General features: G+C 70.7%; 23 protein-coding genes and 1 riboswitch. Of the genes, 14 read left to right on the top strand and 9 right to left on the bottom strand.

Going from position 1 to position 25,663, the window contains the following annotated elements; genetic code table 11:
- Positions 1 to 32: 32 nt before the first annotated feature.
- From OG521_13050 to OG521_13015, 8 genes are all read left to right on the top strand, one after another.
- Complete coding sequence (locus tag OG521_13050) at positions 33 to 683, top strand: hydrolase (protein ID WUW21663.1); 651 nt, start codon at positions 33 to 35, stop codon at positions 681 to 683.
- A 284-nt stretch (positions 684 to 967) separates the two neighbouring features.
- The gene (locus tag OG521_13045; protein ID WUW21662.1) at positions 968 to 1,624 is read left to right on the top strand and encodes a sigma-70 family RNA polymerase sigma factor; all 657 of its coding nucleotides are present in this window, start codon (positions 968 to 970) and stop codon (positions 1,622 to 1,624) included.
- On the top strand, positions 1,621 to 1,941 hold the full coding sequence (gene rsrA / locus OG521_13040) for a mycothiol system anti-sigma-R factor (protein WUW21661.1): 321 nt from the start codon (positions 1,621 to 1,623) through the stop codon (positions 1,939 to 1,941). The genes OG521_13045 and rsrA overlap by 4 nt, the downstream gene beginning before the upstream one ends.
- A gap of 103 nt (positions 1,942 to 2,044) precedes the next feature.
- Positions 2,045 to 3,481 (top strand): HD-GYP domain-containing protein, encoded by a 1,437-nt coding sequence (locus OG521_13035; protein WUW21660.1) that lies wholly within the window; start codon positions 2,045 to 2,047, stop codon positions 3,479 to 3,481.
- Positions 3,478 to 4,746 carry a metal-dependent phosphohydrolase gene (locus tag OG521_13030; GenBank protein ID WUW21659.1) on the top strand — a complete coding sequence of 423 codons (1,269 nt, stop codon included), beginning with the start codon at positions 3,478 to 3,480 and terminating at the stop codon, positions 4,744 to 4,746. Before OG521_13035 ends, OG521_13030 begins: the two co-directional genes overlap by 4 nt.
- Positions 4,747 to 4,836: 90 nt before the next feature.
- Positions 4,837 to 5,829: a hypothetical protein gene (locus tag OG521_13025; GenBank protein WUW21658.1), complete on the top strand. Its 993-nt coding sequence runs from the start codon at positions 4,837 to 4,839 to the stop codon at positions 5,827 to 5,829.
- A gap of 269 nt (positions 5,830 to 6,098) precedes the next feature.
- Complete coding sequence (gene def, locus OG521_13020) at positions 6,099 to 6,737, top strand: peptide deformylase (protein WUW21657.1); 639 nt, start codon at positions 6,099 to 6,101, stop codon at positions 6,735 to 6,737.
- Positions 6,738 to 6,903: 166 nt separating this feature from the next.
- Positions 6,904 to 7,635 carry a D-Ala-D-Ala carboxypeptidase family metallohydrolase gene (locus tag OG521_13015; protein ID WUW21656.1) on the top strand — a complete coding sequence of 244 codons (732 nt, stop codon included), beginning with the start codon at positions 6,904 to 6,906 and terminating at the stop codon, positions 7,633 to 7,635.
- 45 nt (positions 7,636 to 7,680) lie between these two features.
- On the opposite strand, the gene OG521_13010 is transcribed toward OG521_13015, so the two are convergent.
- Positions 7,681 to 9,597, bottom strand: coding sequence for a family 20 glycosylhydrolase (locus OG521_13010; protein ID WUW21655.1), 1,917 nt, complete (start codon positions 9,595 to 9,597; stop codon positions 7,681 to 7,683).
- Between the two features lie 92 nt (positions 9,598 to 9,689).
- Positions 9,690 to 10,664 carry a helix-turn-helix domain-containing protein gene (locus OG521_13005; GenBank protein ID WUW21654.1) on the bottom strand — a complete coding sequence of 325 codons (975 nt, stop codon included), beginning with the start codon at positions 10,662 to 10,664 and terminating at the stop codon, positions 9,690 to 9,692.
- 81 nt (positions 10,665 to 10,745) lie between these two features.
- Here OG521_13005 and OG521_13000 point away from each other — a divergent pair, with 81 nt between their 5' ends.
- On the top strand, positions 10,746 to 10,958 hold the full coding sequence (locus OG521_13000) for a hypothetical protein (GenBank protein ID WUW21653.1): 213 nt from the start codon (positions 10,746 to 10,748) through the stop codon (positions 10,956 to 10,958).
- Between the two features lie 14 nt (positions 10,959 to 10,972).
- Here OG521_13000 and OG521_12995 read toward each other — a convergent pair whose 3' ends face one another.
- The 6 genes from OG521_12995 to OG521_12970 all read right to left on the bottom strand — a co-directional run bounded on the left by OG521_12995 (position 10,973) and on the right by OG521_12970 (position 18,246).
- Positions 10,973 to 11,989 carry a ribonucleotide-diphosphate reductase subunit beta gene (locus OG521_12995; GenBank protein WUW21652.1) on the bottom strand — a complete coding sequence of 339 codons (1,017 nt, stop codon included), beginning with the start codon at positions 11,987 to 11,989 and terminating at the stop codon, positions 10,973 to 10,975.
- On the bottom strand, positions 11,989 to 14,367 hold the full coding sequence (locus OG521_12990) for a ribonucleoside-diphosphate reductase subunit alpha (protein ID WUW21651.1): 2,379 nt from the start codon (positions 14,365 to 14,367) through the stop codon (positions 11,989 to 11,991). Before OG521_12990 ends, OG521_12995 begins: the two co-directional genes overlap by 1 nt.
- 140 nt (positions 14,368 to 14,507) lie before the next feature.
- A riboswitch (cobalamin riboswitch) is annotated at positions 14,508 to 14,645 on the bottom strand.
- A gap of 52 nt (positions 14,646 to 14,697) precedes the next feature.
- Complete coding sequence (locus OG521_12985) at positions 14,698 to 15,210, bottom strand: GNAT family N-acetyltransferase (protein ID WUW21650.1); 513 nt, start codon at positions 15,208 to 15,210, stop codon at positions 14,698 to 14,700.
- A gap of 122 nt (positions 15,211 to 15,332) precedes the next feature.
- Entirely contained in the window at positions 15,333 to 16,967 is a 1,635-nt protein-coding gene (locus OG521_12980) for a sodium:solute symporter family protein (GenBank protein ID WUW21649.1), read from the bottom strand.
- The gene (locus OG521_12975) at positions 16,964 to 17,218 is read right to left on the bottom strand and encodes a DUF3311 domain-containing protein (GenBank protein WUW21648.1); all 255 of its coding nucleotides are present in this window, start codon (positions 17,216 to 17,218) and stop codon (positions 16,964 to 16,966) included. The genes OG521_12980 and OG521_12975 overlap by 4 nt, the downstream gene beginning before the upstream one ends.
- A gap of 257 nt (positions 17,219 to 17,475) precedes the next feature.
- Complete coding sequence (locus OG521_12970) at positions 17,476 to 18,246, bottom strand: GntR family transcriptional regulator (GenBank protein WUW26667.1); 771 nt, start codon at positions 18,244 to 18,246, stop codon at positions 17,476 to 17,478.
- Between the two features lie 281 nt (positions 18,247 to 18,527).
- Between OG521_12970 and OG521_12965 the strand changes: the two genes are divergently transcribed.
- The 4 genes from OG521_12965 (at position 18,528) to OG521_12950 (ending at position 23,273) form a co-directional block, all read left to right on the top strand.
- Entirely contained in the window at positions 18,528 to 19,811 is a 1,284-nt protein-coding gene (locus OG521_12965) for an extracellular solute-binding protein (protein WUW21647.1), read from the top strand.
- Positions 19,812 to 19,909: 98 nt separating this feature from the next.
- Positions 19,910 to 20,902: a sugar ABC transporter permease gene (locus tag OG521_12960; GenBank protein ID WUW21646.1), complete on the top strand. Its 993-nt coding sequence runs from the start codon at positions 19,910 to 19,912 to the stop codon at positions 20,900 to 20,902.
- Positions 20,899 to 21,729, top strand: coding sequence for a carbohydrate ABC transporter permease (locus OG521_12955; protein WUW21645.1), 831 nt, complete (start codon positions 20,899 to 20,901; stop codon positions 21,727 to 21,729). The genes OG521_12960 and OG521_12955 overlap by 4 nt, the downstream gene beginning before the upstream one ends.
- A gap of 8 nt (positions 21,730 to 21,737) precedes the next feature.
- Positions 21,738 to 23,273 (top strand): glycoside hydrolase family 3 protein, encoded by a 1,536-nt coding sequence (locus OG521_12950; protein WUW21644.1) that lies wholly within the window; start codon positions 21,738 to 21,740, stop codon positions 23,271 to 23,273.
- A gap of 221 nt (positions 23,274 to 23,494) precedes the next feature.
- On the opposite strand, the gene nagB is transcribed toward OG521_12950, so the two are convergent.
- Positions 23,495 to 24,280 carry a glucosamine-6-phosphate deaminase gene (gene nagB, locus OG521_12945; protein WUW26666.1) on the bottom strand — a complete coding sequence of 262 codons (786 nt, stop codon included), beginning with the start codon at positions 24,278 to 24,280 and terminating at the stop codon, positions 23,495 to 23,497.
- A gap of 225 nt (positions 24,281 to 24,505) precedes the next feature.
- Here nagB and OG521_12940 point away from each other — a divergent pair, with 225 nt between their 5' ends.
- Entirely contained in the window at positions 24,506 to 25,576 is a 1,071-nt protein-coding gene (locus tag OG521_12940) for an SIS domain-containing protein (GenBank protein ID WUW21643.1), read from the top strand.
- The last annotated feature ends 87 nt before the right edge of the window (positions 25,577 to 25,663 follow it).

Here is a 25,663-nt window from a genome sequence, read left to right as displayed (position 1 = left end):
CCGGCCCAACGCGGGTTGGTTGGATGGGGGGTGTGAAAGCCACCGAGAAGGAACCCCGCACCGAGACGGTCGAGACCGGCGCAGGCCCGGCCCGGATCACCTGGGTGCCCGCGAAGGCCCCCCGCCTCCTGCTCGCCCTAGGTCACGGTGCCGGCGGCGGCATCGAGGCCCGCGACCTGAAGGCCCTGGCCGCCGCGCTGCCCGCGCACGGGGTGAGCGTCGCCCTGGTGGAGCAGCCCTGGCGGGTCGCCGGGAAGAAGCTCGCGCCCGCCCCGAAGACCCTGGACACCGGCTGGCGAGGCCTGTGGCCCGCACTGACGGCCGCCGGGCTCCCGGTCGTCGCCGGCGGCCGCAGCGCCGGGGCCCGGGTCGCCTGCCGCACCGCCACCGGGCTCGGCGCCCGCGCGGTCCTCGCGCTCAGCTTCCCGCTGCACCCGCCGGGCCGCCCCGAGAAGTCCCGCGAGGACGAACTCCTGGCCTCCGGCGTGCCCACCCTCGTCGTCCAGGGCGGCAACGACCCGTTCGGCAGGCCCGCCGAGTTCCCCCCGGGGGAGTACCGGATCGCCGAGGTGCCGCACGGGGACCACGGCTTCGCCGTACCGAAGAAGTCGGGACTGACCGAGGAACGGGCGATGGAGATCCTCACCACGTCCGTGACCGGATGGCTGGCCGGAATCGGCTGATCCGGTACATCTTCCGGACCCGGGAATGCCGGACGGGGGACCACTGTTGTTCGGGACGTCGGTACACCAACGTCGTATGTGGAGAGGGAGTCCGTCGCATGGGTTCGACCATCTGCCCGCGTCGCACAGACGCCGCTGACCTGGAGTGGACAGTGCTGCATGCGGCCAAGACCACTCGCGAGCGGGAGCTGAGCGGATCGGATCGACAGCCCGCGTCGGACCAAGGTCGACTATTCTCCGATTCGAGCGGGTCCGGTTTCGGCTCCGCCACAGCGTTGGAGGAGGTGGGTCCGGTCACTGGGACCGACACAGGGACCGACGACGGCCGCCCGCAGGAGACGACCGCCGAGCGCAACGCGCGCTTCGAGCGCGATGCCCTCGGTTTCCTCGACCAGATGTACTCGGCCGCGCTGCGCATGACGCGCAACCCCGCGGACGCCGAGGACCTGGTCCAGGAGACGTACGCCAAGGCGTACGGCTCCTTCCATCAGTTCCGTGAGGGCACCAACCTCAAGGCGTGGATGTACCGCATCCTCACCAACACGTTCATCAACTCGTACCGCAAGAAGCAGCGCGAACCCCAGCGCAGTGCCGCCGAGGAGATCGAGGACTGGCAGCTGGCCCGTGCCGAGTCGCACATGTCGACCGGTCTGCGCTCCGCCGAGTCCCAGGCTCTCGACCACCTGCCCGACTCCGATGTGAAGTCCGCGCTGCAGGCGATCCCCGAAGAGTTCCGCATCGCGGTCTATCTTGCCGATGTCGAGGGCTTTGCCTACAAGGAGATCGCGGACATCATGGGGACTCCCATCGGTACGGTGATGTCCCGACTGCACCGGGGCCGCCGTCAACTGCGCGGCATGCTGGAGGACTACGCCCGTGACCGCGGGCTCGTCCCGGCGGGCGCCGGTGAGTCGGACGATCGGAAAGGCTCGGGCTCATGAGCTGCGGAGAGCCGCACGAGACGGAGTGCGCAGAGGTCCTCGATCACCTCTACGAGTTCCTGGACCGGGAAATGCCCGACAGTGACTGCAACAAGTTCGAGGTGCACTTCGGCGAGTGCTCCCCCTGCCTGGAGAAGTACGGCCTGGAGCAGGCCGTGAAGAAGCTGGTCAAGCGCTGCTGCGGTCAGGACGACGTACCGGCCGACCTGCGCTCGAAGGTGATGGGCCGGATCGACCTGATCCGGTCCGGGCAGGCGGTGCCCGACCAGGACGTCACGGTCTCCGACAGCGAGCTGCCGGCCGCCGCCAAGGAATGACGCATCACCCGAACGTGCTAATCACGGCCGTCGCCCCCCGTCCGGGACAGCCAACTCGCTAGCCTGGCGCCTCCATTGGCGATGCTGGGGGGCGGGCGAACGGGTGAGAGCCACACGCGGCGCGGCGCGGGCGCACATCTCGACCGTCGCCCTGGGCGCCGCCCTGTGCGTCCTGCCCGCGCTGCGTCCCGGCGCGGGCACTCCCTTCACCACCCTCGGGCTGCTCGCCGGCCTCTACCTCGCCTGCGAACTCCCCGGCCGCTGCCCCTTCTTCGGCAGCTCCGTGCCGGTCAGCGCCGGATCCTTCTTCCCGCTGCTGCTCGCCGCCGCCTTCCTGCTGCCGCCCCCGGCCGCCGCGCTGGTCGCGATCCCCGGCTCGCTGGCCGGCCGGGTGGACCGGCCGGCCGCCACCGCCCGCCGGATCTGGCGCGCCGGACAGCTGGCCGTCACCGTCTGGGCCGCCTCGTCCGTCCACACGCTGCTCGGCGGCCCCGCCGCGCTCGGCGGCCCCGGCCCGGACCGGCTGCCCGACCTTCCGTACGCCCTGCTGCCCGCCTGCGCCGCCGCCCTGGCCTTCAGCCTCGTCCTGACCGCCCTGGACGGGTCGATCCTCGCCGCGGCCGAACAGCTGCCCCTGCGCCGGGCCTGGAGCGGCCTACTGCCGCGCTCGCTGGGCCCCCACCTGGTCCATGGCCTCGCAGGGCTGATGATGGCGATCCTGTGGAACAGCTCGTACGGGCCGCTGGCCGCGCTCTTCGTCCTGCTGCCCATGTACATCTCCTGCTGGGTCTTCGCCCAGTACCACCGCGAGCACGCCGCCCACCGGGCCACGATCAGGGCCCTGGTGCAGGCCGTCGACATCAAGGACACCTACACGCGGGGGCACAGCGAGCGGGTGGGGCACGCCTCCGTGCTCATCGCCCAGGAGCTGGGCATGGCGCAGGAGCGCATCGAGGTGCTGCGGTTCGCCGGGATCCTGCACGACGTGGGCAAGCTCGGGGTGCCGACGAGGGTGCTGCGCAAGGACGGGCCGCTGACACCGGAGGAACGCCGGGTGATCGAGCTGCACCCGGAGTACGGGCACGAGATCGTCCGCGGCATCGGCTTCCTCGGTGAGGCGCGCGCCGCGATCCTGCACCACCACGAACGGCTCGACGGCAGCGGCTACCCGTACGGACTGACCGGCCGCAGGATCCCCGAGTTCGCCCGCGTGGTCGCCGTCGCCGACGCGTTCGACGCGATGACCTCGACCCGGTCCTACCGGCCGGGCCGCCCGGTGCCGGCCGCCGTGGCGGAGCTCAAACGGTGCGCCGGCACCCAGTTCGACCCGCAGATGGTGCGGGCGCTGGCACGCGGCCTGGAACGCCACGGCTGGCCGGGAGCGGTGACCGCGGACGAGACGCGGGGCCCGCTGCCGCGGGACCGATCCGCCCCGGACGCAGCCCATGGCACGGGCGCCGGGCCCCGCCCCGGGCGGGTCGGTCCGCAGACGGGCGGGCTCGGCTCCGGCGCCTCGTCCTCCCGGTCGCCCGAGCGGTGAGCGCCGCTCCGGCGGTGCGGGGCGCCGCGCTGGCCCTCGCCGTCGCCGCGCTCGCGCACACCCTCTGGGCCGGCGTCCACGAACCGGGGCACGCCCTCGCCTTCGGGGTGCTCATCACCACCGGTGAGCTGGCCCGCTGGGGCGCCCTGCCGGGCGAACGGGAACCCGCGCCGCTCGGTGCCGCCGGGGCGCTCGCCTACGCCCTGCTCGGGCGCAGCGGCGGGGAGCCCACCAGCCACGGGGTGCTCCAGGTGATCGCGGTGCTCGTCGCGGCGCAGCTCGTCGCCTCGGTGCCGCATGTCGCGCGCGGCAGCGGTCCCGGCCCCGACCAGGTGGCCCGCCGCATCCTGACCGTGGCCTTCGCGGCCGTCTGCTTCCAGCCCCTGTACAACTCCGGCCGGTCCGCCGGCTGGTTCGGCGAGGGCCCGTACTACGCGGTCTTCCTGCTCCTGCTGCTCGGGCTCACCGCGCTGTGCGACGCCGTCCTGGGCGCGCTGCTGCTCCGCGCCCGCACCCTGCCCCGCGGCTCCCGCGCCGCGGGCGCCACCGCCGCCCCGTACGGCCCGCTGCTCCGCGACGAGCTGCGCGCGCTGACGGGCATCGGCCCGGCGGTCTGCGCGACCGGCGCCGTGATGGCGCTCGGGGTCGCCGTCGCCGGACTCTGGGCGCTGCCCGTCCTGTGCGTGCCGCTGCTGCTCACCCAGGTGTCGTTCCGCCGGTTCGTCGCCGTCCGCACCACCTACCGGCAGACCATCGCCTCCCTTGCCCGGTCCACCGAGATCGCCGGATACACCCCGCACGGGCACGCCCGCAGGGTGGCGGCGCTCTGCACGGCGGTGGGGCGCGAGATGGGGCTCTCCGGGCCCGAGCTCACGGTCCTGGAGTACGCGGCGCTGATGCACGACATCGGCCAGCTCTCGCTCGTCGACCCGGTGCCGGACGGGGCGACCGCCTCCCTGCCGGCCGCCGAGCAGCGCCGGATCGCCCTGCTCGGCGGGGCGGTGGTCCGCCAGACCGGAGTGGACGCCCAGGTGGCCGTCGTGGTGGAACAGCAGGCGGACCCCTATCGCGAGCAGCCGCTGTCCGCCAGGATCGTCCGGGCGGTCAACGCATACGACGACCTGTGCGGGGAAAGCATCGGCGGGCCGCTCCGTGCACTGGAACAGCTCAGGATCGGGACGGGCCGCGACTACCAGCCCCAGGTCGTGGAATCGCTCGCCAGGGTTCTGGCCAGGGGCGGTCTGGCCCCCGTCCCACCTGGGTAACCCATGGGTAATGAGCGGGCGTCCGGCCGGGCATGGTTGGATGCGAAGAGAGTGGAAAACGAGGGTGTCCAGTCGGGACAGGCGGGAATCGTGAGGATCTTCGGGAAGGTACGGCATCGGCCCTCCGCCTCTTGGCGGCAGGCCACGGACCGCGCGTTCACGCTGATCGGCGACGGCCGGTACGAGGACGCGGGCGCGCTGCTGACGCGTGCGGCGGACCTGGAGCCCTGGCTCTCCGAGTCGTGGTTCAACCTGGCGCTGCTGCACAAGTTCCGGCACGACTGGGAACAGGCGAGGGCCGCGGGCCTGCGGGCCGTCGCGCTGCTCGACAAGGAGTCCGGCGCCCCCGACTGGTGGAACGTCGGGATCGCCGCCACCGCGCTCCAGGACTGGCCGCTGGCCCGCCGGGCCTGGCAGGCGTACGGGCTGCGGGTGCCCGGCGGCGGGCAGCAGACGCCGGCGGCGGGCAGCGAGCCGGTCGGCATGGAGCTGGGCAGCGCGGCCGTCCGGCTGTCGCCCGAGGGCGAGGCCGAGGTCGTGTGGGGCCGCAGGCTCGATCCGGCGCGGGTCGAGGTGCTGTCGATCCCGCTGCCGTCCTCCGGGCGCCGCTGGGGCGAGGTCGTGCTGCACGACGGCGTGCCGCACGGCGAGCGGATCACCGCGGCCGGCCCGTCCTACCCGGTGTTCGACGAGATCGAGCTGTGGGCCCCGTCCCCCGTCCCCACCTGGGTGGTGCTGCTCGAAGCGGCCACCGAGGCGGACCGGGACGCGCTGGAGCAGCTGGCGTCCGACGCCGGCTTCGCCGCCGAGGACTGGTCGTCGTCCGTGCGGCTGCTGTGCCGGGCCTGTTCGGAGAGCCGGATGGAGAGCGACGAGGGCGACGGCGAGCACCTGGACCCGCACGATCACAGCGAGCCGGGCCACCCCGGCCCGCTGGGCCACCGCACCGCCGGTGAGCTGTGGGTGCCGGAGCGCGAGTGCGGTCTCGCGGCCCCCGCGGGGCTGGTGCGCGGGCTGCTCGACGGCTGGGTCGCCGACAGCCCGGACAGCCGTGAGTGGCGGGATCTCGAAGAAGTCTGCTGACTACTGCCCTTACGACCTCACCCGCGATTGTCAGCGGCGTCGCGGCGTCTGGGGCCTCCGCCTCCGGCGTTGTCGTCGGTCGCGGGGGCTCCGCCATCGCTCCCTCCTCCGCCTTGGATCCGAAGACCCCAGACGCCGCGCCTTCTCCCGCTGTCAATCGCGGGTGAGGTCGTTAGGCTGTATGCGCACCGATTCCGGTGCTCGGGTGCCCGGGTTCTCGCGAGCCGCGGATCCCGGGGTTCAGGTTGTGAGGAAGGCGTACGGCGGACATGGCGCAGCAGGAGACGGACGAGCAGATCAGCGTCGACGAGGAAGGTTTCCTCATCGACACCGAGGACTGTGAGGCGCGCGAGGCGGCGTACCGCGAGCGCGGCACCTCCCGCCCGATCACGGTCGTGGGCAACCCGGTCCTGCACAAGGAGTGCAAGGACGTCACCGCGTTCGACGACGAGCTGGCCCGGCTGATCGACGACATGTTCGCCAGCCAGCGGACGGCCGAGGGCGTGGGCCTGGCCGCCAACCAGATCGGTGTCGACCTCAAGGTCTTCGTCTACGACTGCCCGGACGACGACGGCGTGCGGCACACGGGTGCCATCTGCAACCCGGTGCTCGACGAGCTGGCACCCGAGGAGCGCGTCCTGGACGACTCCAACGAGGGCTGCCTCTCCGTCCCGACGGCGTACGCCTCGCTGGCCCGCCCGGACTACGCGGTGGTGCGCGGCCAGGACGCCGCGGGCAAGCCGGTCAAGGTGCGGGGCAACGGCTACTTCGCCCGCTGCCTCCAGCACGAGACCGACCACCTGTACGGCTACCTGTACATCGACCGGCTGTCCAAGCGCGACCGCAAGGACGCGCTGCGGCAGATGGAGGAGAACACCCCGCGCTACGAGGTCGTCCCGAACGACTGATCCGGCCGGGCACGCGCAGCCGCCAGGGGCCCGTCCCGGTACGCCGGGGCGGGCCCCTGGCGCGTCTTGTGACCGTCAACAGGCGTTCTTCAACGCGTAGTTGACGCGCGTCGACCCGTCCGACAGGCTCTCACTCCACACCTTCACTCGTGGTAGGGAGCCCCCCATGCTCAGACGTTCCGCACGACTCCTGCTCGGCCTTGTCATGACCATGGCATTCGCCTTGGGCGGGGCGGTGGTGACCGCAGGCACCGCCCAGGCCGACGGCTGCTACACCTGGTCGCGCACCCTGGCCCCGGGCGCCACCGGCAACGATGTCGTCCAGCTCCAGATCCGGGTGGCCGGCTACCCGGGGTACAACTCCGTGCTCGCCGTCGACGGCTCCTACGGCCCGGCCACCACCGCGGCGGTCAAGCGCTTCCAGGCCGCCTACGGACTGGCCGCCGACGGTGTCGCCGGCCCCGCCACGCAGTCGAAGCTGTACGCCCTCCAGGACAACGACTGCACGCCCGTCCACTTCACCTACGCCGAGCTCAACCACTGCAACAGCACCTGGGCGGGTGGTGCCGTCGCGGCGGGCACGGCCAAGGCCAACGCGCTGAGCACCATGTGGAAGCTGGAGGCGCTGCGGCACGCGCTCGGCGACCGCCCCATCACCGTCAACAGCGGCTTCCGCTCCACGTCCTGCAACAGCGCGGCCGGCGGGGCCTCCAACAGCCGCCATCTGTACGGTGACGCGGCCGACCTGGGCGGGATCGCCTTCTGCACCCTGGCCCAGCAGGCCCGCAACCACGGGTTCAACGGGATCCTCGGCCCGGGCTACCCGGACCACAACGACCACGTCCACGTGAACCAGGGCCCCAGCCATTACTGGTCGGCGCCCAACTGCGGCATCTGACACGACTGTGGGGCCCGCCGGTGCCGGCGGGCCCCACAGCCTCGATCAGGCGGACTTCGCTGTCAGGCGCGCCCCGCCCGTCGTCTGCACCGCGGCCCCGTCCGAGGTCCGCTCCGTCAGCCCGAGCTGCGAGACGGCGTTGCGCAGGACCAGGGCCCCGGCTCCGGCGTCCAGCTGCCAGCGCTGTGTGCGCGTGCCCGCAGCGCAGGTCCCGAGCGACAGCTCGGCACCCACCTCCAGCGGGGCACCCAGGTACTTCTTCCCACGCACCGCGTCCAGACACAGGCCGCTCTCCGCGGACTTCACGGTGTAGTACCCGTCGGCGGTCGCCGTCAGCGTCCAGGCGGCCTTCGCGCCCCGGGTCAGCGCGACCCCGGCGTCCGCGCCGGGCGCCAGCGCCTTCGCGCCCGCCGTCAGCCGGTAGGTGCCGTCGGCCAGCGGGGCGCGGTCGGTGTTGTCCCAGCCGGGAGCGTGCCCGATCCGCCGGGCCAGCGCCTCGAAACCGGCGTACGTCCCGCTCGGCTTCGGGCCGCCCCAGGTGGCCTGCGCGATGAAGCGCAGCGGCATGAAGACCTTCGCCTCGACCTCGTTCTCGGTCTCGGCCGCCGCGCTGTCCGGCCACAGGCTGATCTTCGCGCCGGTCAGGTTCGCCGCCGTGGCCGGCAGCGTCTGGCCCTCGAAGCGCAGGGGCGTCCAGTCGCTCTCGTACAGCTCCTGGGTCTTCATGGTGTAGCCGCCGCGCACCAGGTAGAGCGCGTAGGCGGAGTTCATCACCGGGCGGCCCTCGGCCAGCAGTGCGGACGGCTGCTGGATGGCGCCGCCGCCCAGCCAGTGCTCGACGGTGATGTCACGGTCCAGCGGCACGAGGCCGTTGTGGCCGGCCAGTCCGTCGTTCCAGATCCGCAGCGACCGGCCGCCGGCCTTCACATGCGCGTTGACCTGGTTGATGAAGTCGACGAAGAGGTCGTCGGGGGTGGCCGGGGCGCCGAACTTCGCGGTCGCCGCCGCCTGGAGCTGCGGGTAGTCCGGGTACGAGGAGCCGATCATGTACTCGTCGGCGCCCATGTGCCAGGTGCGGGTGCCCCACACCTCCAGGGCCTCGTCCACCATCGAGGTGTAGTACGCCAGTGCCTCGGGCCGCGAGATGTCCAGCCGGGGCGGGGAGGCGACGCCGTCCTTGTCCTTGAGCTGGAGCTCCGGGTGGTTCTCCAGGTAGGTGTCCATGTGTCCGGGGGAGTTGATCTCCGGCACCAGGTCGATGTGGTACTTCTTCGCCATCGCGACCAGCGCACGGACCTGCGGCTTGGTGTAGTAGCCCCAGAACGCGGACGCCGGGTCGGTGTCGCTCCGCACCTTCGCCTCGATCCAGAGCTGGTTGAGCTTCTGGGAGGCCATGTCCTTCATCAGCCGCTCGAACCAGGGGAGCGAGACGTTGATGTAGCAGGCGCACACCCCGACCCCGCGCTCGCGGTACGCGGGCACGTCGGTCGCCGAACCGCGCGCGGCCCGGCCGTCGTCGTTCAGCAGCTGGAGCACCGTGCGCGAACCGTAGAACACGCCCGTCGACGTCGCCGCGGTGACCGTGACCCGGTCCCCGACGTCGAGGCGGTAGCCCTCCGCACCCAGCGAGCCCTTCAGGGACGGGTCCTGGCGCAGCACGATGTCGCCGGACCGGGCCCGGCCCCGCGACACCGTTGCCTTCCCGGCCAGTTCGCCGGCGAACCGCGCCGCGTCGGCCGCCGTGCGCTGCTCCCGCACCCCGTCCAGCACGATCCTGGCCCGGTCGGTGAGCGTGAACTCCCCCTCGCCGGGCTGCCACTGCCGCAGGGAGGGCAGCACCTCGGGCGGCGGCGCGGCGGCGGCCGTGTCCTGTGCCGCGGCGCTCTGCAGGGGCAGCAGAGTGGCGGCGAGCGCGGCCACCACGGCCCCGATGGTCCTTCGTCCAGTCTTCCGGATGTCCATGCGCCCGACCCTGACGCGCCGACGGCGGCCGGGTCCATGGACAGGTGAAGGAATCGGTTGGACGAATGATCCGACGTAAGGCCTGTGGGTGGTCAGGCGACCTCGGTCAAATCGGTCGGGCCGCGGAAGGTCCGGCGGTAGGCGTTCGGCGTGGTTCCCAGGGAACGTACGAACTGGTGGCGGAGTGCCGCGGCATTACCGAAACCTGTCCGGCCGGCGATCGTGTCCATTGTTTCATCGGATGTCTCCAGGAGGTGCTGGGCCAGCAGCACTCGCTGACGCAGCAGCCACCGGTACGGCGTGGTGCCCGTCTCCTGCTGGAAACGGCGGGCGAAGGTGCGCGGTGACATGTGCGTCTGGGCGGCCAGCTGCTCGACGGTCATCTCCTGGTCGAGATTGCGCTCCATCCAGGCGAGCGTGTCGCCGACCGTGTCGCAGCGGGTACGGGGCAGCGGGCGCTGGATGTACTGCGCCTGCCCGCCGTCGCGGTGCGGCGGCACCACCATGCGGCGGGCGATGGTGTTGGCGGCGGCCGTCCCGTACTCCTGGCGCACCAGGTGCAGACAGGCGTCGATCCCCGCTGCCGTGCCCGCCGATGTGATGACGGAGCCCTCGTCCACGTACAGCACGTCCGGCTCGACGGCCGCGCGCGGGAAGCGGCGGGCCAGCTCGTCCGCGTGGCGCCAGTGGGTGGTGCAGCGGCGGCCGTCCAGCAGTCCGGCCGCGCCCAGCACGAACGCCCCCGAGCAGACGCTGAGGACCCGGGCGCCGCGCTCCACGGCCCGGCGCAGGGCTTCCAGGACCTCTTCCGGGTACTCCCGGTCGATGAAGTGGCTGCCGGCCGGGACCGCGATGAGGTCGGCCTCCTCCAGGCGGTCGAGGCCGTAGGGGGTGCTGATGGTGAACCCGGCGTGGGTCTGCAGGACCGGTCCCTCGGCGGAGACCGCGGCGAAATCGAGCACCGGCAGCCCCTCCTCGCTGCGGTCGAGTCCGAACACCTCGCAGAGCACGCCGAGTTCGAAGGGGTTGACCTCGTCGAGCAACAGGGCGGCGACATTCTTCAGCATGACCCCAGTGTGGCAGTAATTCGATGCTCTATGACAGTCCTGCCACTGCCCGGATCGGCCGGAACCGACGACAGTAGAGGCATGAACACATTCCAGAACGTCCTGGGCATATCCGCCGTTTTCGCTCTCGTCCTGCTGCCGGCCCTGATCGGCATCGCCCGCGAACGCCGTATCGACCGCCGGCTGCGGGAGGCGGAACGGGCCCGGAGCACCGAACCCCCGCGGACGGCGGACGCCGCACGGCCGGTGAGGGCCGCACGGCGTCCGTACGTCAGGAGCTGGGCGAGGATCTAGCGGATCCGCAGGGCCTAGAAGTCGTCGTCGAAGCCGACCGTGCCCTCGACGGCCACCTGGTAGGCGGACGGGCGGCGCTCGAAGAAGTTCGTCAGCTCCTGGACGCCCTGCAGCTCCATGAACGAGAACGGGTTCTCCGAGCCGTACACCGCCGGGAAGCCCAGCCGGGTGAGCCGCTGGTCGGCGACGCACTCCAGGTACTGGCGCATCGACTCCGTGTTCATGCCGGGCAGGCCCTCGCCGCACAGGTCACGGCCGAACTGCAGCTCCGCCTCGACGGCCTCCTTCAGCATGTCGGTGACCTGCTGCTGGAGGGCGTCGTCGAAGAGCTCCGGCTCCTCCTTGCGGACGGTGTCCACGACCTCGAACGCGAAGTTCATGTGCATGGTCTCGTCCCGGAAGACCCAGTTGGTCCCGGTGGCGAGGCCGTGCAGCAGACCGCGCGAGCGGAACCAGTACACGTAGGCGAAGGCGCCGTAGAAGAACAGCCCCTCGATGCACGCCGCGAAGCAGATCAGGTTCAGCAGGAAGCGGCGGCGGTCGGCCTTCGTCTCCAGCCGGTCGATCTTCTCGACCGAATCCATCCACTTGAAGCAGAACTGCGCCTTCTCACGGATCGACGGAATCTCCTCGACCGCGTCGAACGCCGCCGCCCGGTCGTCCGGATCGGGCAGATAGGTGTCCAGCAGCGTCAGATAGAACTGGACGTGCACGGCCTCCTCGAAGAGCTGCCGCGAGAGGTACAGCCGCGCCTCGGGGGAGTTGATGTGCTTGTACAGCGTCAGCACGAGGTTGTTGGAGACGATCGAGTCACCCGTCGCGAAGAACGCGACCAGCCGGCCGATCATGTGCTGCTCGCCCGGCGAGAGCTTGGCGAGGTCCGCGACGTCGGAGTGGAGGTCGACCTCCTCCACCGTCCAGGTGTTCTTGATCGCGTCCCGGTAGCGCTCGTAGAAGTCCGGGTAGCGCATCGGCCGCAGGGTCAGTTCGAAGCCCGGGTCCAGCAGGTTCTTGTCGTCGTTGGTGCTCATTACTGGCAGGCCTCGCAGGACTCGGGGTTTTCGAGCGAGCAGGCGATGGCGTCCGCGTCGGGCGCGGGTGCCTGCTCGGGAATGGGTGCCGCGGACGCCGCACGGGCGATCCGGGTCGCCGGGCGGGAGCGCAGGTAGTACGTCGTCTTCAGCCCCTGCTTCCAGGCGTACGCGTACATCGAGGAGAGCTTGCCGATCGTCGGCGTCTCCAGGAACAGGTTCAGCGACTGGCTCTGGTCGAGGAACGGCGTACGGGCCGCCGCCATGTCGATCAGTCCGCGCTGCGGGATCTCCCACGCCGTGCGGTAGAGCGCCCGCACCTCCTCGGGGATCCAGGCGAAGCCCTGCACCGAGCCGCTCGCCTCGCGCAGCGCCTCACGGGTCCGCGCGTCCCACACGCCGAGCCGCTTCAGCTCGTCCACCAGATAGCCGTTGACCTGGAGGAACTCACCGCTGAGCGTCTCGCGCTTGAAGAGGTTGGAGACCTGCGGCTCGATGCACTCGTACACGCCCGCGATCGAGGCGATCGTCGCCGTCGGCGCGATGGCCAGCAGCAGCGAGTTGCGCATGCCGGTCTTCGCGACCCGGGCCCGCAGCGCGTCCCAGCGCTCCGGCCAGTTCAGCTCGGTGTCGTAGTGGTCCGGGTGCAGCACACCGCGGGCGGCACGCGTCTCGGACCAGGCGGGAAGGGGACCCGAGCGCTCGGCGAGCTCGCAGGACGCCTCGTACGCCGCGAGCATGATGCGCTCGGAGATCTTCGTCGACAGGGCGCGGGCCCCGGGGGAGTCGAACGGCAGCCGCAGCTGGAAGAAGACGTCCTGGAGCCCCATCGCGCCCAGGCCCACCGGCCGCCAGCGGGCGTTGGACCGGCCGGCCTGCTCGGTCGGGTAGAAGTTGATGTCGACGACCCGGTCGAGGAAGGTCACGGCGGTACGCACGGTGGCGTCCAGCCGCTCCCAGTCGATGGTGCCGTCGGCGACGAACGCGCCGAGGTTGACCGAACCCAGGTTGCAGACGGCCGTCTCGCCGTCGTCGGTGACTTCGAGGATCTCGGTGCACAGGTTCGAGGAGTGCACGACCCGGCCCGGCTCGGCCGTCTGGTTCGCGGTCCGGTTGGAGGCGTCCTTGAACGTCATCCAGCCCTGGCCGGTCTGCGCCAGCGTGCGCATCATGCGGCCGTACAGCTCACGGGCCGGCATGGTCTTGCGGGCCAGGCCCTTGGCCTCGGCCGCCCGGTACGCGGCGTCGAACGCGTCGCCCCACAGGTCGACCAGCTCGGGCACGTCGGCCGGGGAGAACAGCGACCAGGCGGAGTCCGCGTCGACCCGGCGCATGAACTCGTCCGGGATCCAGTGCGCCAGGTTGAGGTTGTGCGTGCGCCGCTGGTCCTCGCCCGTGTTGTCGCGCAGCTCCAGGAACTCCTCGATGTCCGCGTGCCAGGTCTCCAGGTAGACGGCGGCGGCGCCCTTGCGCCGGCCGCCCTGGTTGACCGCGGCGACGGAGGCGTCGAGCGTCTTAAGGAACGGCACGATGCCGTTGGAGTGCCCGTTGGTGCCGCGGATCAGCGAACCGCGGGCGCGGATGCGGGAGTACGAGAGGCCGATGCCGCCCGCGTGCTTCGAGAGGCGCGCCACCTGGTGGTAGCGGTCGTAGATCGAGTCCAGCTCGTCCAGCGGCGAGTCCAGCAGGTAGCAGGAGGACATCTGCGGGTGGCGGGTGCCGGAGTTGAAGAGCGTGGGGGAGGACGGCAGGTAGTCCAGCCGGCTCATCAGCCCGTACAGCGCGGCGACCTCGCCGAGCGCGCGCTCGGAGGTGTCCTCGGCGAGCCCGGCGGCCACGCGCAGCATGAAGTGCTGCGGGGTCTCGACGACCTGGCGGGTGATCGGGTGGCGCAGCAGGTAGCGGCTGTGCAGGGTGCGAAGGCCGAAGTAGCCGAAGCGGTCGTCGGCGCCGTCGGCGAGGGACTGCTCCACCAGTGCGTCGAGCGCGGCCGCGTGGAGCGTCACGAACTCGGCGGTGCGGTCCGCGATCAGGCCCTCGCGGTGCCCGACGGCGACCGACGCGGAGAACGACGTCGCGCCCTGCCCGGCCGCCTCGTCCGCGATGGTGCGGGTGAGGAGACGGGCGGCGAGCCGGGAGTAGGCGGGGTCCTCGGAGATCAGACCCGCGGCGGCCTCGGTGGCCAGCGAGCGCAGCTCCGCCTCGTCCGACCGGGCGTTGCGGCCGCGCAGCGCGGCGGCGGCGACACGGCCGGGGTCGGTGTCGGGCAGATCGGCGGTGAGGTCGGTCAGGGTCCGCAGCAGTGCGGTCCCGGGCCCGTCGCTCGTGGTTCCCGTTGATTCGGCCGCTGTCACCGGATGGGCTGGCGCGATGGTCACCTGGTGCTCTCCCTCGCTCGGCTCGGGGCCGGCGGAGGGGCGGGGGCAGCCGGGCGGAGGGGCGCCCGGGCAGGGCAGCTCTCCGTGCGGCGTCCACCGGCCCATCCACGAGGCCCGGACGTCTGGGCATCCGGTTCGGTCGAGCCGGATGCGCTGTCGGCAGGTCCTCGGACTTGGGGGTGCGCAAAAGCACACCGAACACACCGTTGCGGGACAGTTCCGGATTCGCACCGGATTTCCCTGCGGCGACAGCGAGCACGAGCATACATGTGGGGGCCGCCGCTTGCGGCAGCCCCCACATGTTGTGTCGCGCGAGATATCGGTACGCCCTTACGCCCCGGGCCGGAGCTCCAGACGGTACGTCAGCAGCCTGAGGTCGCCGATGGGATTCCAGTCCCGCTCGGGGGTCCGCACGAAGCCGAGGCGCCCGTAGATCCGGTGGGCCCCGTGCATGGCCGGCTGGGTCGACAGGACGATCCCCGTGACCCCCGCGGTGGCCCGTGCGCGCTCGATACAGGCCCGCACGAGCGCCTCGCCCGCCCCGGCCCCACGAGCCTGACGGGAGACCGCCAGCATCCGGAACTCGGCCTCGTCGGCCGCCGCTATGTCGGCCCACGGATTACCCGGGGGCGCGTAGGTGACCCCGCCCAGGACGTGGCCCCGGGCGTCCGTCGCCACCAGCACCTCGGCCTCGGCGGCCCGGCGGGGGACGTCGCGCAGCTGCACCAGATAGGGGTCGTCGGCGCCGAAGTCCAGCAGTCCGTCGCCGAGGTAGGCCTCGGCGGTGATCTCGCCGAGCGCGGCGTACTCGGCGGGCTCGGCCGGCCGGATCGTCATGTCCATACCCGGCAGTCTGCCGCACGCGCGGGCCGTGGCCGCAAGGGGTTTTCCGCCGGACGCACGGACGGGCCGCCGCACCCTCCGGGGAGGATGCGGCGGCCCGTGCCCGGTGCCCGTGTCTGCGGTCAGTGGCCGCCCGGCGCCCCGGCCGTGGCCGGCGGGAGCTCCGTCTTGACGCCCGGGTCGCCCGCGTCCGCGGTGTAGTCGCCCGGAGCGGTCTCGTCGATCCCGGCGGGGGCCTTCACGGCGTTCAGGACGAAGGTCAGGACGATCGTGACCACGACGTTCAGCACGAAGGCCGTCAGACCGATGTAGCCGATCTCGCCGAGGCCGGGGATCTCCTTGGAGGACCCGCCGAAGTGCTTCTGCGTCGGGCTCGCGACCCCGTACGCGGCGAGCGTCCCGTAGAGCATGCCGACCGCCCAGCCGGCCAGCAGTGCCCAGCGGTGGAACCACCGGGTGAACAGACCGCCGACCAGGGCCGGCATCGTCTGGAGGATCCAGATCCCGCCGAGCAGCTGGAAGTTGATCGCGACCGTCTTGTCCATGGTGAGGACGAAGGCGAGCGCGCCGACCTTCACCAGCAGCGACACCAGCTTGGAGACCTTGGTCTCCTGCGCGGGCGTCGCGTCGGGCTTGATGAAGTCCTTGTAGATGTTGCGGGTGAACAGGTTGGCCGCGGCGATCGACATGATCGCGGCGGGCACCAGGGCGCCGATGCCGATGGCGGCGAACGCCACGCCCGCGAACCAGTCGGGGAACATGTTCTCGAACAGCTGCGGGATCGCCAGCTGGCCGTTGTCCACCTTGACGCCGGCGGCGATCGCCATGAAGCCGAGCAGTGCGAGCAGGCCCAGCATCAGCGAGTACAGCGGCAGGATCGTCGTGTTGCGGCGGATCACGTTGCGGCTGCGGCTGGAGAGCGTCGCCGTGATCGAGTGCGGGTACATGAAGAGCGCCAGCGCCGAGCCCAGGGCCAGGGTGGCGTAACCCCACTGTCCCGCCTCGCCTGGCGCGAGTCCTGCCACCGGTTTGCCGGCTGCCTCGTTCTTCGCGGAGAACGCCTCGCCAGCCTTGGCGAAGATGTCGTCGAAGCCGCCGAGCTTGATCGGGATGTAGATGATCGCCACGGCGATGACCAGGTAGATCAGGCCGTCCTTGACGAACGCGATCAGCGCGGGGGCGCGCAGGCCGGAGGAGTACGTGTAGGCGGCGAGCACCGCGAACGCGATCAGCAGCGGCAGGTCCTTGATGAACCAGTGGGTGTTCTCGCCGCCGCCGACGCCCATCACGTCCAGCACCGCCTGGATGCCGACGAGTTGGAGCGCGATGTACGGCATGGTGGCGAGGATGCCGGTGACGGCGACCGCCAGCGACAGCCCCTTCGAGCCGAAGCGGCCGCGGACGAAGTCCGAGGTGGTGACGTAGCCGTGCTTGTGCGACACCGACCACAGCCGCGGCAGGAAGGTGAAGATCAGCGGGTACACCAGGATGGTGTAGGGCACCGCGAAGAAGCCGGCCGCGCCGGCCGCGTAGATCGCCGCGGGTACGGCGACGAAGGTGTACGCGGTGTAGAGGTCGCCGCCGAGCAGGAACCAGGTCACCCAGGTGCCGAACGACCGTCCGCCCAGGCCCCATTCGTCGAGGCTGGCCTCGTTCTCGGCCTTGCGCCAGCGGGCGGCCATGAAGCCGATGACCGTGACGGCCAGGAAGAAGAAGATGAAGACGCCGAGTGCGACGCCGTTCACGCCGTCCTTCATGCCGACGCACCCCCCTTGCGGGCGCGCTGGTCACGCTGCCACAGCTTGTACGCGATCATCGTGAGCGCGGTGGAGATCAGCACCCAGAGCATCTGGTACCAGTAGAAGAACGGGATTCCGATGAAGGTCGGGTCGACCTTGGCGTACGAACTCACCCAGAGCATCGCCACGAACGGCGCGATGAGGCAGAGAGCGATGACCACGCGCATCGGTGTGACGATGGGTGGTTTTCCTTCTGGTTCTTCCGGCATGGCGGCGACTCCGTCCCCTCACTGATCACCTGGTGTAATGCGCAGGAAATCTAGGCGAGGGTTCCGCCCACCGTCACCCCCTGTCCGCATTGCGGTCCGGCAACGGTCCTGCGGGGTCGTACGTCTGGCCGAAATGGCAGCAAACGTCGGGCGATTGGTCCAGGCCAATGCCGGATTCCGGGTGCTCGGGACAGCGGACAGCCCCCGTGGGAAGGCTCCCACGGGGGCTGTCCGGGCGTCCGGCCGGCGTGGCCGGATCAGTCCAGCGGCCGCTTCAGGCGGGCCACGAACTTGTAGCGGTCGCCGCGGTAGACCGAGCGCACCCATTCGACCGGCTCGCCCTGTCCGTCCAGCGAGTGCCGGGACAGCATCAGCATCGGCAGGCCCACGTCCGTACCGAGCAGTCCGGCCTCGCGCGGGGTGGCGAGGGAGGTCTCGATGGTCTCCTCGGCCTCGGCCAGCCGCACGTCGTACACCTCGGCCAGGGCCGTGTAGAGGGAGGTGTACTTCACCAGGGACCGCCGCAGCGCGGGAAAGCGCTTGGCCGACAGGTGCGTGGTCTCGATCGCCATCGGCTCGCCGCTCGCCAGCCGCAGCCGCTCGATCCGCAGCACCCGCCCGCCCGCGCTGATGTCGAGCAGTCCGGCGAGCGTGTCATCGGCCGTCACATAGCCGATGTCCAGGAGCTGGGACGTCGGTTCCAGTCCCTGGGCGCGCATGTCCTCGGTGTACGAGGTGAGCTGCAGGGCCTGCGAGACCTTCGGCTTGGCGACGAAGGTGCCCTTGCCCTGGATGCGCTCCAACCGGCCCTCGACGACCAGCTCCTGGAGCGCCTGGCGCACAGTGGTGCGCGAGGTGTCGAACTCGGCGGCCAGGGTCCGTTCCGGGGGGACGGGGGTGCCGGGCGGCATCGTGTCCGTCATGTCGAGGAGATGTCGCTTCAGCCGGTAGTACTTCGGGACGCGCGCGGTGCGCGTGCCCGCGCCCGCGCCCGTCTCGTTCTCCGCACTGCCCCCGTCGGCACCCATGGCCCGCCTTCCCGACTGCTGCGTTGCTGCCGTCACCGGCTCCTCCGTCTGTCGCGGCTCACATGGTGGCACGGTCCGGTCACGGCTCGTCGCCCTCCCTCAGGTGTCGGTCCTATAACGGACGCGAGTGCACTTCTTATACACCCTTGACACCCCTAAAGGTCTAGGCCAAGCTCCCGGTACTGGTCTAAACCATTAAAGACCAGGTTCCAGCCCCAGCAGTACTCGTCGACGTTCTTCGCGCGGTGGGCGGGGGTTGCAGCATCCCTGAGGAGGGTGGCGTGAAGCGCAAGCTCATCGCGGCGATCGGCGTCGCGGGCATGGTTTTCGGCATGGCGGCCTGTGGTTCTGACGACGACAGCGGCGACGGCAAGAAGGCCGGTGCGGAAGGATACGCGGGCCAGACCCTGACGGTCTGGACGATGTCCGGCTCGAACCCGCCCGGTTGGACCAAGACGGTCACCGAGGAGTTCGAGAAGAAGACCAAGGCCAAGCTGAAGATCGAAGTCCAGGAATGGAACGGCATTCAGCAGAAGGTCACCACTGCCCTCTCCGAGTCCAACCCGCCCGACGTGCTGGAGATCGGTAACACCCAGACTCCGGCGTACGCCAAGACCGGCGGCCTCGCCGAGCTCGCGGACGTGAAGAAGGAGATCGGCGGCGCCTGGCCCGACTCGGTCAACGCCCCCTCCGTCTTCGAGGGCAAGCAGTACGCCCTGCCGTGGTACTTCGGCAACCGCGTCGTCATGTACAACAAGAAGGTCTTCAAGGACGCCGGTATCACCGAGACGCCGAAGACCCGCGCGGACCTCTTCAAGGCCTTCGACGCCATCAAGAAGAAGGGCGACGCCGAGCCGATCTACCTGCCCGGCCAGAACTGGTACTTCTTCGACGGTCTGCTCGTCGGCAAGGGTGTCGAGCCGGTCAAGAAGGAAGGCGACAAGTACGTCTCCAACCTGGCCGACCCGAAGGTCGCCGAGGCCATGGACGTCTACAAGCAGTACCAGTCCTACTCCAAGGCCCCCAAGGACAAGGACGAGGCCACCCCGCAGCAGGCCGAGGTCTTCGCCAAGGGCAAGACCGGCGCGATCATCGCGATGGGTTACGAGGCCGGCACGGCCATCAAGGCCAACCCGAAGCTGGAGAAGGACATCGGCTTCTTCACCATCCCCGGTGAGACCGCCGACAAGCCCGAGGGCGTCTTCCTCGGTGGCTCCAACTTCGCGGTCGCCGCGGGCAGCAAGAAGCAGGACCTCGCCAAGGAGTTCCTGCGGATCGCCCTCAGCGAGGCGAACGACGGCGCTCTCGTCAAGGAGGCCGGCTGGACCCCGAAGTCTGACGCCATGCAGAAGTTCGCGGTGGGCCAGCCCGCCGCCGAGGCCGCCGGTCCCGCCGCCGCCAAGTCCGGTGGCACGACGCCGCTGATCCCGGAATGGGCGCCCGTCGAGAACCCCCCGAACCCGATCAAGACCTACATGACACTGGTCCTGCAGGGTAAGTCGTCCGCAGACGCCGCCAAGCAGGTCGAGGGCGAGCTCAACAAGCGCCTCAGCCAGCAGCAGTAGTAGCAGCAGCGCGACACACTCCGGGGCGGCGGGCATCCACCCGCCGCCCCGGCTGTACGCACCGTTCCTGTAGGGCTCTGTTGGAAGTGATGACGAGCATGGCAGTAGAGACCAATCCGTCGGACGTGGCTAAGACAGCCGCAGGCCGGGGGCACGGCGGGCAGCCACCCGCCGGACCGCGCGCGGGGCGCAAGCGGAAGCCGGGCGCGGGGGCCGTGGCCTATCTGCTGCTCCTCCCCGCTCTCGCCGTGACGGCGATCCTCCTCGGCTATCCCCTGGTGAAGAACGGCATGCTGTCGTTCCAGAACCTCAACATGGGACAGCTGATCCAGCACGTCACCGAATGGAACGGGTTCAAGAACTACCAGGAGATCCTCGGCGGTGAGGACTTCTGGCGCGTCACCGTCCGCACCATCGTCTTCACCTGCGTCAACGTCGCGCTGATCATGCTGCTCGGCACGCTGATCGGACTGCTGCTCGCCCGCCTCGGCAAGAGGATGCGGCTCACGCTGCTGCTCGGCCTCGTGCTCGCCTGGGCCATGCCCGTCGTCGCCGCGTCCACCGTCTACCAGTGGCTCTTCGCCTCCCGGTTCGGCGTCGTGAACTACGTGCTCGACAAAATCGGCTTCCACTCCATGGCCGAGTACAACTGGACCGGCTCGCAGCTCTCCACCTTCTTCGTGGTCACCCTGCTGATCGTCTGGCAGTCGATCCCCTTCGTGGCGATCAACCTCTACGCCGCCACCACGACGATCCCCAAGGAACTGTACGAAGCCGCCTCGCTCGACGGGGCCGGCGTCTGGAAGAGCTTCACCCAGGTGACGTTCCCGTTCATGCGGCCCTTCCTCTACGCCACGACCTTCCTCGAGGTCATCTGGGTGTTCAAGGCGTTCCCGCAGCTCTTCACGATCAACGAGGGCGGCCCCAACCGCCTCACCGAGACCCTGCCGATCTACGCCTTCGTCGAAGGGGTCGGAAACCAGCACTACGGCATGGGCGCCGCCATCTCGCTGCTCACCATCCTGATCATGCTGGGGCTGACCTCGTACTACCTCCGCATCGTTCTCAAGCAAGAGGAGGACGAGCTGTGAAGCGCTCACTGCTCGGCCGCATCTGGCCCAACGCAACGGCGATCTTCCTCTTCGCCGCCTTCGTCTTCCCCGTCTACTGGATGTTCAGCACGGCGTTCAAGCCGACCGGTGACATCATCACCGAGACGCCGGTCTGGTTCCCGACCGACGTCACGTTCGAACACTTCAAGACGGCGTACCACGCGCCCGACTTCCTCACGCTGGTCAGGAACTCGCTGACCGTCACGATCCTCGCGGTCGTCTTCTCGCTGATCATCGCGCTCTTCGCGTCGTTCGCCCTGGCGCGCATGCGGTTCAAGGGCCGCAAGAGCATGATCCTGGTCTTCATGATCGCGCAGATGGCCCCGTGGGAAGTCATGGTCATCGCGATCTACATGCTGGTCCGCGACGCGGACATGCTCAACAGCCTGGTCCCGCTGACCCTCTTCTACATGGTCATGGTGCTGCCCTTCACCATCCTGACGCTGCGCGGCTACGTCGCCGCCGTGCCCAAGGAGCTGGAGGAGTCCGCCATGGTCGACGGATGCAGCCGCCCGCAGGCGTTCATCAAGGTGATCCTGCCGCTGCTCGCCCCCGGTCTGATGGCGACCTCGCTCTTCGGCTTCATCACCGCGTGGAACGAGTTCCCGCTCGTCCTCATCCTCAACAAGGACCCCGAGTCCAAGACGCTGCCGCTGTGGCTCTCCCAGTTCCAGAGCCAGTTCGGCGACGACTGGGGCGCCACCATGGCGGCGGCCTCGATCTTCGCGATCCCGATCCTGATCCTCTTCGTCTTCCTGCAGCGTAAGGCCGTCAGCGGTCTCACCGACGGCGCCGTGAAGGGATAACGCACCTCATGACCACCCTCGTATCCACCACGGACACCGTCACCCGCGACGCCCTCGCCGTCCTGCAGCCGGGGTTCACCGGCACCACCGCACCGGACTGGCTGCTGCGCCGGATCGGCGAAGGCCTCTCCTCCGTCGGCCTGTTCGGCCGCAACATCCAGACGCCCGGACAGCTCGCCGCGCTCACCGCCCAGCTCCGGGCCGAACGCGACGACGTGCTCGTCGCGATCGACGAGGAGGGCGGTGACGTCACCCGGCTGGAGGTGCGCCACGGCTCCTCCTTCCCCGGCAACCTGGCGCTCGGCTCCGTCGACGACACCGAGCTGACCCGCGACGTCGCCCAGGAGCTGGGCCGCCGGCTTGCCGCCTGCGGCGTCAACCTCAACTGGGCGCCCTCCGCGGACGTCAACTCCAACCCCGGCAACCCGGTCATCGGCGTACGGTCCTTCGGCGCCGACCCCCACCTGGTCGCCCGGCACACCGCCGCGTACATCGAGGGCCTCCAGGCCGCCGGCGTCGCCGCCTGCACCAAGCACTTCCCGGGCCACGGCGACACCGCGGTCGACTCGCACCACGCGCTGCCGCGCATCGACGTGGACCTGGAGACCCTGCACGCCCGTGAACTGGTGCCTTTCCGGGCGGCCATCGCAGCGGGTTCCAAATCAGTGATGAGCGCGCATATCCTGCTGCCCGCGCTCGATCCGCACCGCCCGGCCACCCTGAGCCCGCAGATCCTGACCGGTCTGCTGCGCGAGGAACTGGGTTACGACGGCCTGATCGTCACCGACGCCGTGGAGATGCAGGCCATCGCCTCGACGTACGGGATCGAGCGCGGCTCGGTCCTCGCGATCGCGGCGGGCGCCGACGCGCTCTGCGTCGGCGGCGGTCTCGACGACGACAGCACGGTCCTGCGACTGCGCGACGCGCTGGTCGCGGCGGTCCGGTCCGGCGAACTGCCCGAGGAGCGGCTCGCCGACGCCGCCGCCCGGGTACGGTCCCTCGCGTCCTGGACGCGGCGGGCCAGGGGGGCTGTCTCGGAGCCGGGCGCGGCAGTGCAGGAGGGGACCGCGCCCGGCACCGGACACAGCCAGGGCATCGGTGCCGACATCGGCCTGGTCGCCGCCCGCCGCGCGGTGAAGGTGACCGGCACGGCCGCGCCGCTCACCGGGCCCGCCTACGTCGCCGCGTTCACCCCGGTCGCGAACATCGCGGTCGGCGACGAGACCCCGTGGGGTGTCGCCGCCGAGCTGACCCGGCTGCTGCCGGGCACTGAGACCGGCACGTACAGCGGCGAGACCGAGGCGCCCGGGGCCGGCGTGCTGCGGGCCGCGGGGGAGCGGCGCATCGTCGCGGTCGTCCGCGACGCGCACCGCCACCCGTGGATGACCGAGGCCCTGGACGCGGTCCTGGCGGAGCGCCCGGACACGATCGTGGTCGAGATGGGCGTCCCCCAGGCCGCCCCCCGGGGCGACTTCCACATCGCCACGCACGGCGCGGCAAGAGTCTGCGGCCTGGCAGCGGCAGAAGTAATCACAGCGAACTGACGCACCGGCGCCACCAAGCCAAGCCCACCGGGGCAAACTCAATCCCGCCCAGGCACACTCAAGCCCGTCCGGCGATTGAGGACGGACCTTGCACCGGTGGGCGGCGCCCGCAAAATCAAGCCCGTCCGGCGATTGAGGACAAGGCGTCCAGCGGGACGCACCGCGCGCAAGAGGGCCGGGACACCACACGGTGCCCCGGCCCTCCCGCGTACGGACAGCGACTAAATACCCTGCCACAGCGGCTTCGCCGCATACGTGGCGCGGAAGTACTCCGCCAGCTTCAGCTTCGACGCCGCCGCCTCGTCGACCACGATCGTCGCGTGCGGGTGCAGCTGGAGCGCCGACGCGGGCACGATCGAGGCGACCGGGCCCTCCACCGTCTGCGCCACGGCGTCCGCCTTGCCCTCGCCCGTCGCGAGCAGGATCGGGTGGCGCGACTCCAGGATCGTGCCGATGCCCTGGGTGATGACGTGGTGCGGCACCTGCTCGATGTCGTCGTCGAAGAAGCGCGCGTTGTCGACCCGGGTCTGCTCGGTGAGCGTCTTGATCCGGGTGCGGGAGGCGAGCGAGGAGCACGGCTCGTTGAAGCCGATGTGCCCGTCGGTGCCGATGCCGAGCAGCTGGAGGTCCACCCCGCCGGCCTCGGCGAGCGCCTTGTCGTACGCCTCGCATGCGGCCTGGACGTCCTCGGCGGAGCCGTCGGGGCCCATGAAGGACGCCTCGGAGAGGCCGAGCGGTTCGACGACCTCGCGCAGCACCACGGAGCGGTACGACTCCGGGTGGCCCACCGGCAGCCCCACGTACTCGTCGAGCTGGCAGATGCGGGCGCGCGACGCGTCCACCGCGCCGGAGCGGACCTTCTCCGCCAGCGCCTGGTAGATGGGCAGCGGGGTCGAGCCGGTGGCAACGCCGAGAAGGGCGTCGGGCTTACGGCTGAGCAGGGCGCCGATGGCCCCCGCGATCAGTTCGCCGCCTGCCTTGGCGTCCGGGACGATGACAACTTCCACGCGGGGCCTGCCGATCTGGAGTGAAGACATGTGGTATAGACCAATCAAAGTCCTAATCTAGCAGACCGCACGCCCCCGGACACGGCTCCCCCGGCGCTGTCGGGCGAACAGCGGGGGGCCTTCCGGTGCGCCGCCGCGGCGGGCCGTCCGCTGGCGGGCCCGCGGTGCCCCGTGTTCGACTTGACCGACGCATCGCGACACCCCCCCCCCCGGGAGGCACCAGACATGTCCGCCACGTACCCGGCCGACGAGGGCGAGCAGCCGGGCCGGATCATGTCCGGCGAGATGGCCGAGCAGCCCGGGATGCTCCGCCGCATCCTGGACCGCGGCGCGCCCGCCATCCGGGCGGTGGCCGCCGAGATCGCGGCCAGGAAGCCCCGCTTCGTCCTGCTCACCGCCCGCGGCACCTCGGACAACGCCGCGCTCTACGCGAAGTACCTGCTGGAGATCACGCTGGGCATGCCCTGCGGCCTGGCGTCGATGTCCACGACCACCGCGTACGGCGCGAAGCCTGACCTGAGGGACGTCCTGGTCATCACCGTGAGCCAGTCCGGCGGCTCCCCCGACCTGGTGGCGTCGACGAAGGCGGCCCGGGAGGCCGGCGCCGTCACGCTGGCGGTGACCAACAGCCCGGACTCGCCGCTGGCCGCGGTCTCCGAGTACCACATCGACATCCTGGCGGGCCCGGAGAAGGCCCTGCCGGCCACCAAGACGTACACCGCCTCCCTGCTGTCCCTGTACCTCTTCGTGGAGGGCCTGCGCGGCGGCGACGGTGCGGCGGCGGCGATCCTGCCGGAACTCGCCGAGGCGATCCTGGCCCGCAAGGACGAGGTGAAGGCCCTGGCCTCGCGCTACCGCTTCGCCGAGCGCATGGTCATCACCTCGCGCGGCTACGGCTATCCGACCGCCAAGGAGGCCGCCCTGAAGCTCATGGAGACCAGCTACATCCCGGCTCTGTCCTACTCCGGCGCGGATCTGCTGCACGGCCCGCTCGCCATGGTCGACAACATCTCCCCGGTGATCGCCGTGGTCACCGACGGCCGGGGCGGCGAGGCCCTCCAGCCCGTGCTCGACCGGCTGCGCGGCCGGGGCGCCGACCTCTTCGTGGTCGGCCCGAAGGCCCAGGTGGAAGCGGCCTCCGCGGGCTTCGTGCTGCCGATGGCGGGGGTCGCCGAGGAGGTGCAGCCGATCCTGGAGATCCTGCCGCTGCAGATGCTGGCCTACGAGGTGACGATCGCCCGCGGTCAGGACCCGGACGCGCCGCGCGCGCTCGCGAAGGTCACCGAGACCCGCTGACCCGCCGGAACCGGGCCCGGGAACACCCGCGGGCCGCGGCGCCGGGCCGGGACCCTCAGCCCGACCAGCACCGCAGCCCGGAGTAGG

The sequence above is a fragment of the Streptomyces sp. NBC_01463 genome (assembly GCA_036227345.1).
GTDB lineage: Bacteria > Actinomycetota > Actinomycetes > Streptomycetales > Streptomycetaceae > Streptomyces.
The sequence above is the reverse complement of the archived record's forward strand: the minus strand, read 5'-3'. Positions and strand labels throughout refer to the sequence as shown.